This is a genomic window from Pseudomonas sp. (assembly GCF_026224925.1).
Classification (GTDB): domain Bacteria; phylum Pseudomonadota; class Gammaproteobacteria; order Pseudomonadales; family Pseudomonadaceae; genus Aquipseudomonas.
This window is the reverse complement of sequence record NZ_JAMFRV010000235.1, coordinates 1-7351: the sequence shown is the minus strand read 5'-3', so window position 1 is coordinate 7351 and position 7351 is coordinate 1. Positions and strand designations below refer to the sequence as shown.

The window sequence follows — 7351 nt, the reverse complement described above, 5'->3', positions numbered from 1 at the left end:
CCTTGATAGCTCCTTGAGATTTTTCGAAAGCTCTACCTCAGAACGGCACCGCCAGTTTCAGAAAGTATGCATTACCCTCCGCGCGGTTCAGCACTTCAGTTTCCTGTTGCCATTTCGCCGTCAGAAACCAACCGCTGGCGCTGGCGTACTTTATTGCTGGACCAATGGCAAGTGCGAGTCCTTTACTGTTTTCGATACGCTCACCGTACTGCCGATCATCCGTAGTCTGCTGATAGACATAACCGCCCACACCAACTACCCAGCCTTTGCCAAGTCCCCAACCCACCGTATAATCCACATGAAATTCTTGGCCTGAGGTGTAATCGGTGGCGTTGTTTTTCGTGTTGAAGTCATACATGATTTTCGCGTCTGCATTCAAACCCAAGGGATCAATGTACGACAACGCCCACACGGGTCTAATATCCCAGTAGTTACGGCCAAGTTTGGCCAAGTCGTTGCGATTATATTCGCCAGTTGGCGCAACAACATCGAGGCCGACAATGGAACGTAGCTTATCGGTCAGGTGATAGCCCAACCCCGTACCGAACGTCATATCTCCCAGCCCCTTCTGCTCCTGCGACTGGCCATTGAGATCTACCTTGAGATCAACCAAGGGCATAATCGCATGGAACGCCACGTTTCCGCCCAGTACCTGCTGGTCCGTAACCCAGATGAAACGCGGGGTGATGGCGTTAGACTGTAGTTGGAAATCCCCTGGCCGTTTATTTCCATTATTATCGATCCGAGCATCCGCTTCATAATGGCTTGCATAAACAATACCGTAAAACCCTGGGGGCGCCATGGCGCCGACCATGTAACTTTCAGTACCCATTGGATAACTGGAGCCGCCACCTTCAGTTGCCTGCACATTGACTGAAAACCCTGTAGCCAACAGGGTCAACGTTGCACAGGACAAAAAATCCCGAGTAGTATTTCGCGGTACTTTATTCATTACGTATGCCTTATTTTTATAATTGAACGCAGCGCTATAGCCTCTTCAAGAAAAGGCAGTAATAACGAAGAGTTTCGTTATATTCGGCAGGGTTTAAAGCGGGTATCGACTATTAAGGGACTCCCAGTCCCGAGCCCCAAACACATGTGACATCTGTCAAAGCAAGGCCTGCATTTCTCTCTAACTAACACTATTACAACTAAAGACTAAGGACTGCCAGCTTAGTGCGTGACAGCCCCCTAAAACCCATCAGACCAACTGACCGTTGACCATCGTACGGTGGAAGTTCAGACGCTCCATAATTGGTGCGTCGGAAAAACTAAACAGGTCGAATTGGCTTTCAGCCTGCAGCGACCAAGTTATCCAGGAAGGAACGACGAACAGATCGCCTGTTTCCAGGTTGTGGCTGATACCGTCGAGTACAACAAGACCCTTACCTTCGAACACCTGAATGACCCTGGAACCCACTTCCCTGCGTTCGGCCGATACCGCGCCAGCACGCAGACGATGAAACTCAGCGCGTAGGGTGGGCATGATATCGCCCCCGGTGGTTGGGTTGATGAAGCGCACCGCGGCATGACCTTTTTCCAGCACGCCGGGGTAACCTTCATCCTCGAGCAGCAACTGTTGTGTCAGGGCGCGGTCGGTGTACTCCCAGCGATAGGCACCGATAGGTGAGGAAGCGGTCTGCGCGAGACCGGATAACGGCCGCAACCCCGGATGACACCATAAACGTTCGCCGCGCGAGAATTCTGGCGTACTGAGATCGGTGAGCTTCTCCGAGCCGAACTCAAAGAAGCCTGCATCGTTTTGAAAGGAGAACGGGATGTCGAGGCCATCGATCCAGGCCATCGGTTTATCGGTCACGTTCTGATGACCATGAAAGTTCCAACCAGGGGTCAACAACAGATCCCCGCGGCTCATCCGCACTGGATCGCCGTTGACCACGGTCCAGACACCTTCACCTTCAATCACGAAGCGGAACGCATTCTGCGAGTGGCGATGCTCGGGCGCTGTTTCACGCGGCCCCAAGTACTGGATCGCGCACCACAAGGTCGGGCTGATATAGGGGCGGCCTTCAAGGCCTGGGTTGCCAAGGCCAATGGCCCGACGCTCGCCACCGCGGCCGACAGGGACCAGGTCACCGGATCGCTGTGCCAGCGGATAAAGGTTCGACCACTTCCAGACATGCGGGACGGCTCGCGGCATCGGATGCTTGGGCATCAGGTTACCAATTTGCGTCCAGAGCGGCATCATGTGCCCCGCCTCAAAATCGGCGTACAACTGGCGCAGCTCGAGTGAGTCGTCCGGGGCCATGGCATTGTGAACGGGAGCCTGTTCGAGCCCTTCATGGTTGGACATTGCGACGTATCCTTCTTCAATAGACTAGCGATACGCGGGGCCTTACCTAGGTATAGGCCCCGCTTTCGTTCAGCGGAGTGGATGTCCCGATCAGTGCTTCATGCAGTTTTCGAGGCTCCAGCCATACAGCCACTGCATCGCGTCATAGAACTGCTCCTGGGTACGTCCATCCCACAGTTGGTTGCGCACCTGACGCTCGATACCCTTGGCGTGGTAGAGGCGCCCCATCTCCCTGGCCGACCAGAGAATGCGGGCGGTACGTGGAATACGGATGGTTTCGTACAGGCGGAAAGCAGCTTGCAGGTCGAAGTTGCATTGTTTTATGGCCTGTCCCAATACCACTGCATCCTCAAGTGCACTGCAGGCGCCTTGGGCCAGGTATTGGGTCATTGCATGCGCTGCATCGCCAAGAATGGTGATGCGACCTTCGCCCCATTTCTCCACCGGGTCGCGGTCAGCAGTGGCCCATCGCCGCCAGGAGGTCGGACGGTCAAGCATTTGCCGTGGACGCGGGTGAATACCCTCGAAGTAACTCAGCACTTCCTCTTTGCTGCCTTCGGTAACGCCCCACTCTTCCTTATCCTTACTGTGGAAGGTGACGACCAGATTGTATTGTTTGCCACCACGCAGCGGGTAATGCACCAGATGGCAACGGGGGCCTGCCCAGAGCATCGGCGCATTGACGCGCAAGTCCTCAGGCATGTCCTTCTCCTCGATCACCGCTCGGTACACCACGTGCCCGGTGACGCGTGGCGCCTCGCCATGCAGCGCATCGCGAACCACGGAGCGCACACCGTCGCAGCCGATAACAGCGTCGGCGCGGTAGATATTTCCGTTACTGTCAATCAGCGTAACGCCATCAGCGTCCTGCTCAAGGTTCTTAATGCAGACCGATGTCTTGAATTGAATCAGCGGGTTGTTTTGCACCTGTTCAAGAATAGACAGGTGTATATCCACACGGTGGATGACTCCATAGGGGTTACCAAAGCGCTTGCGGAACGCTTCGCCCACATCGATGCGAGCAACTTCGTGGGCATCGACTGCATCCATCATGATCAGATGGTCAGTGAACACCGACCGGCTCCGCGCAGCTTCACCCGCTCCCAGAGCGTCGAGTGCAGCATAGGCATTCGGGCCAAGCTGGATGCCAGCACCGATCTCGCCGATATGATCAGCCTGTTCCAGAAGCAGTACCGTAATACCCTGCTGAGTCAATGCCTGGGCAGCGGCGAGACCACCAATGCCTCCTCCGACGACGATAATCGACTGTTTTTTATGTTGTGCAGTCATTATTTTAGTCTCCAAAATTCTGCTGAGCAGGCTTCTTGAATGGGCAGCGAAGCCTACCAAGTAAGTTATGCGATGAAATCGGGTTGCCGTGCAGGAGCCGCTGCCAGGAAAGCAGGCAGCTCCAGGCAATGGCGGTATACCGCCATAACCCGCGGATAAAAAGAAAGGTCACATCCCATGCGCTCGGCATTGGCCACTTGCGGTATCAGACAGCAATCGGCGAGGCCAACCTCGTCGCCCACACAAAAATTTCCGCTGCCATGGCGCTGCAGCAGTGCTTCGACGGCGCCCAGGCCTTCGGCCACCCAATGTTTGTACCAGACCGTCTTTTGATCAGCGGTAACCGCCAATACGTTCTGCAGATAGTTGAGCACCCGTACGTTATTGATTGGATGGATGTCGCAGCCGATCAAATTGGCGATTTCCATAACGCGAGCACGCTGTAGGCCATCGGTTGGGATCAAGCGCGGGCCGAGGTACTTGCTGTCTAGGTAGTCGATGATTGCCAAGGATTGGGTCAAGACGAAGCCATCTGCTTCCAGCACCGGTACGCCACCAATGGGGTTGAGCTCACGATGCTCGGGACTAATCTGTTGGCCGACCCGTAAGTTGATGCCCTGATAGTCGTAAGGTAGCCCCTTCAAAGCGAGCGCGATACGCACCCGGTAAGAGGTAGAGCTGTTGAAAAAACTATAGAGCTTCATAGTAACAGTACCTATGGCGGATTAATGAGTGGCGAGTGAAGTCTGCGTCTGCAAGCGGCTGTAGCGCAGCCCCATGACAAAAATTGCGGCGCTGGCCAGCACGGCGGGCACCATCAGAAAAGTGAATATGCCGCTAAAGCCCATGCCCATGCCTAGCATCCAGCCACCGCCCAGAGTGCCGAAGACCGCGCCGATGCGACCGACACCATGGGCCCAGCTGACCCCAGTGGCACGCATGGTGGTTGGGTAGAAGCCGGCAGCCAACGCGTTGGCCCCGACCTGCGAACCACTGATGCAAAACCCCATGCCGAATACCCCGAGAACCAACAGGGTGTACTGAGCATGGAAGAGACCAATCAACATTAGGCAGAATGCGCCTGCAATGTAGGCACACGTCAGCACCCGGAATGGGTTGAAGCGATCCATAGCTGCACCCAGGGCAATAGCGCCAACGGTACCGCCAACCTGGAACATGGCTCCGATCAGCGCCGCCTGGCTAAGCTGCAGGCCGGTATCCTTGATCAGGATTGGCAGCCAACTGGTCATCATGTAGATGATCAGCAGACTCATGGCGAACGAACTCCACAGCAGCAGGGTTCCCATGCGATGGCTGCCGCTCAGAATCTGGCGGATCGGCGATTGGTTGCTGTTGGATTCACCCATGCCGTCATGAATGCTGTAACTAAGGTCGCTTGCCAGCGGTTGGGCTGAAATGCGTTGCAAAATGGCACTGATCCGCAGCGTAGACGCGGAGCGCTTCACCAAAAATCGCACCGACTCCGGCAATAGCACAAACAGGAAAGGCAGGTACAACAGCGGTAACAGGCCACCGAGAAGCAACACGCTGCGCCAACCGAACACAGGAACCAACTGAGCGGCTACCACCCCGCCGAGCGCTGACCCCAGGGTAAAGCCGCAGAACATGGTGGTGACCATTAATGAGCGACGACGCTGAGGGCAGTATTCGGACGTCAGGGTGATCGCATTAGGCATGGCACCGCCCAATCCGAGACCGGTGAGAAATCGCATCGCGGTCAAACTGAAGACATCCTGCGACGTACAGGCGGCCAGGCTCCAGACCCCGAAAAACAAAACGGAAAGTAGCAAAATACTTTTGCGACCGAAACGGTCTGCCAACGGACCCGCAATCAAAGCCCCCAGCATCAGGCCGAGCAAAGAAGCGCCCAGTACAGGGTTGAGTTGCCCAGGCGTCAGACCCCACTCATCACGCAAGGCCGGGGCGATAAAACCGACGGCGGCAGTGTCCAGTCCGTCAATAGCAGTCACAAGAAAACACAAACCAACAATCAGCCACTGATACGGACTGACCGGCCGACTATCGATGAAATCCTGTACATCCACACTTTTATTTTTATCAGTGGAAGACATAAGTGAATCCTCTGGGCCAGCGCAATGCTGGCCACATATTGGAACTTCGATCCGGGGCCGCCGATGTAGAACCGGCCCCGGATAGTGTTAAACGACGTCGACCTGGATCTCGCCCAAGCCTTCTACGCCACCGGTCATGCGTTCGCCGACTACCACTGGCCCCACGCCTTCCGGAGTGCCGGTCATGATCAAGTCGCCAGGCTGCAGTTCGAAGAAGCGCGAGAGATAGCTGATGGTTTCCGGTACAGACCAAATCAGTTTGTCGATGTTGCTGCGTTGCTTGTCCGTGCCGTTAACTTGCAGCCACAGACCCGCTTGGCTCGGGTGGCCAATCTGGCTAGCCGGGTGCAATGGACCGATTGGAGCCGAGGCATCGAACGCTTTGCCGATTTCCCATGGGCGGCCCATTTCACGCATCTTCATCTGCAGGTCGCGACGGGTCATGTCCAGGCCCACGGCGTAGCCGTAGACATGGTCGTTGGCCTGCTCCAGCGAAATATCTCTGCCAGCTTTACCAATGGCTACGACGAGCTCGATTTCGTAGTGGTAATTGCTGGTCTCTGCCGGGTAAGACAGTTCCAGCGGCTGGTAGTAGCCCACCGAAACCACGGCATCAGCAGGCTTGCAAAAGAAGAATGGCGGCTCGCGATCTGGATCGAAGCCCATCTCACGGGCATGAGCGGCATAATTGCGGCCAACGCAATACACGCGGCGCACTGGGAATTTTTGCTCGCTGCCAACGACCGCCAGTGTCACGGGGGCTTGCGGCTCAAGTACGTAGCTCATAAAAGGCTCCTGGAAAACGGTAAGTGCTGCATCGGTGCCGCTGCTGTTAGCCCAATTTAAGGCCCGTTAGGCTTATGTGAATAATGATATTATCCGATGAAGCCATACAAATTTTCGTATGAGTACGTCATGACCTGGACCACACGCCTGCGCCTCAGACATTTGCAACTGCTGATCCGCCTTGCCGAAACGGGCAGCATCAGTGATGCCGCCCGTACAGCCCACACCACCCAGCCCGGGCTGTCGAAATGGCTCAAGGATTTGGAAGAAGATGCAGGCACCACGCTGTTCGAGCGCCACGCCCGCGGTTTGCGGCCAACCGCTCAAGGTGAGCTGCTGATAAACCATGTGCGGCGTATTCTTAGCGAGATGGAGCGGGCGCAAAGCAATATGGACGCGCTCAAGGAGGGCAATACCGCCAGCATCTCCATTGGTACGTCACCCGCCTCGGCGCCAAGCTTGGTACCCGATGCCATCGGTTACTTTCTGGACATGCATCCACGGGCGCATGTTTCTCTGCAAGAGAACACGATGAACGTGTTGCTGAAACGGCTTGAACTGGGTCAGTTGGACATAGTGATTGGACGCCTCGACAACTACCGCCCCCGCTCGACGCTGCACAGCCAGATGCTTTTTTGTGAACCCATGCAGGTCATCGCCCGCCTCGGTCACCCCCTCGCAACGCGCTCGCATCTCGACTGGAGCGATCTGTCTGCGTTCGAATGGATACTTTGGCCCGAAGGTACGCCCATCCGTCAACGTCTGGACGCTGCCTTAAGCAATGCCGGACTCAAGCCATTGGCCAGCAGAGTCGAGTCATCATCCCTAATGGCCAACCTGCGCCTGCTGCAAACCAGCGATTTGCTCT

General features: G+C 55.9%; 7 protein-coding genes. 1 reads left to right on the top strand and 6 read right to left on the bottom strand.

The window, feature by feature from the left end; translation table 11 throughout:
• Positions 1 to 37: 37 nt before the first annotated feature.
• From M0974_RS10185 to M0974_RS10160, 6 genes are all read right to left on the bottom strand, one after another.
• Positions 38 to 952 carry a transporter gene (locus tag M0974_RS10185; protein ID WP_297835881.1) on the bottom strand — a complete coding sequence of 305 codons (915 nt, stop codon included), beginning with the start codon at positions 950 to 952 and terminating at the stop codon, positions 38 to 40.
• A 249-nt stretch (positions 953 to 1201) separates the two neighbouring features.
• Positions 1202 to 2314, bottom strand: coding sequence for a cupin domain-containing protein (locus M0974_RS10180; RefSeq protein ID WP_297835880.1), 1113 nt, complete (start codon positions 2312 to 2314; stop codon positions 1202 to 1204).
• Positions 2315 to 2404: 90 nt separating this feature from the next.
• Positions 2405 to 3604 carry a 3-hydroxybenzoate 6-monooxygenase gene (locus tag M0974_RS10175; protein ID WP_297835879.1) on the bottom strand — a complete coding sequence of 400 codons (1200 nt, stop codon included), beginning with the start codon at positions 3602 to 3604 and terminating at the stop codon, positions 2405 to 2407.
• Positions 3605 to 3669: 65 nt separating this feature from the next.
• On the bottom strand, positions 3670 to 4308 hold the full coding sequence (gene maiA / locus M0974_RS10170) for a maleylacetoacetate isomerase (RefSeq protein ID WP_297835877.1): 639 nt from the start codon (positions 4306 to 4308) through the stop codon (positions 3670 to 3672).
• Positions 4309 to 4329: 21 nt separating this feature from the next.
• Positions 4330 to 5697 carry an aromatic acid/H+ symport family MFS transporter gene (locus M0974_RS10165; protein WP_297835876.1) on the bottom strand — a complete coding sequence of 456 codons (1368 nt, stop codon included), beginning with the start codon at positions 5695 to 5697 and terminating at the stop codon, positions 4330 to 4332.
• A gap of 87 nt (positions 5698 to 5784) precedes the next feature.
• A complete protein-coding gene (locus tag M0974_RS10160; protein ID WP_297835875.1) occupies positions 5785 to 6483 on the bottom strand; it encodes a fumarylacetoacetate hydrolase family protein in 699 nt (232 codons plus the stop codon).
• A gap of 129 nt (positions 6484 to 6612) precedes the next feature.
• Here M0974_RS10160 and M0974_RS10155 point away from each other — a divergent pair.
• Positions 6613 to 7351: LysR substrate-binding domain-containing protein (locus tag M0974_RS10155; RefSeq protein ID WP_297835874.1), on the top strand; the 739-nt coding region annotated here is incomplete at its 3' end.

Excerpts from the sequence above, each read along its gene's own strand:
- M0974_RS10175 (WP_297835879.1), bottom strand. The coding sequence starts at position 3,604 with ATGACTGCACAACATAAAAAACAGTCGATTATCGTCGTCGGAGGAGGC.
- M0974_RS10165 (WP_297835876.1), bottom strand. The coding sequence starts at position 5,697 with ATGTCTTCCACTGATAAAAATAAAAGTGTGGATGTACAGGATTTCATC.
- M0974_RS10185 (WP_297835881.1), bottom strand. The coding sequence starts at position 952 with ATGAATAAAGTACCGCGAAATACTACTCGGGATTTTTTGTCCTGTGCA.
- M0974_RS10160 (WP_297835875.1), bottom strand. The coding sequence starts at position 6,483 with ATGAGCTACGTACTTGAGCCGCAAGCCCCCGTGACACTGGCGGTCGTT.
- maiA (WP_297835877.1), bottom strand. The coding sequence starts at position 4,308 with ATGAAGCTCTATAGTTTTTTCAACAGCTCTACCTCTTACCGGGTGCGT.
- M0974_RS10180 (WP_297835880.1), bottom strand. The coding sequence starts at position 2,314 with ATGTCCAACCATGAAGGGCTCGAACAGGCTCCCGTTCACAATGCCATG.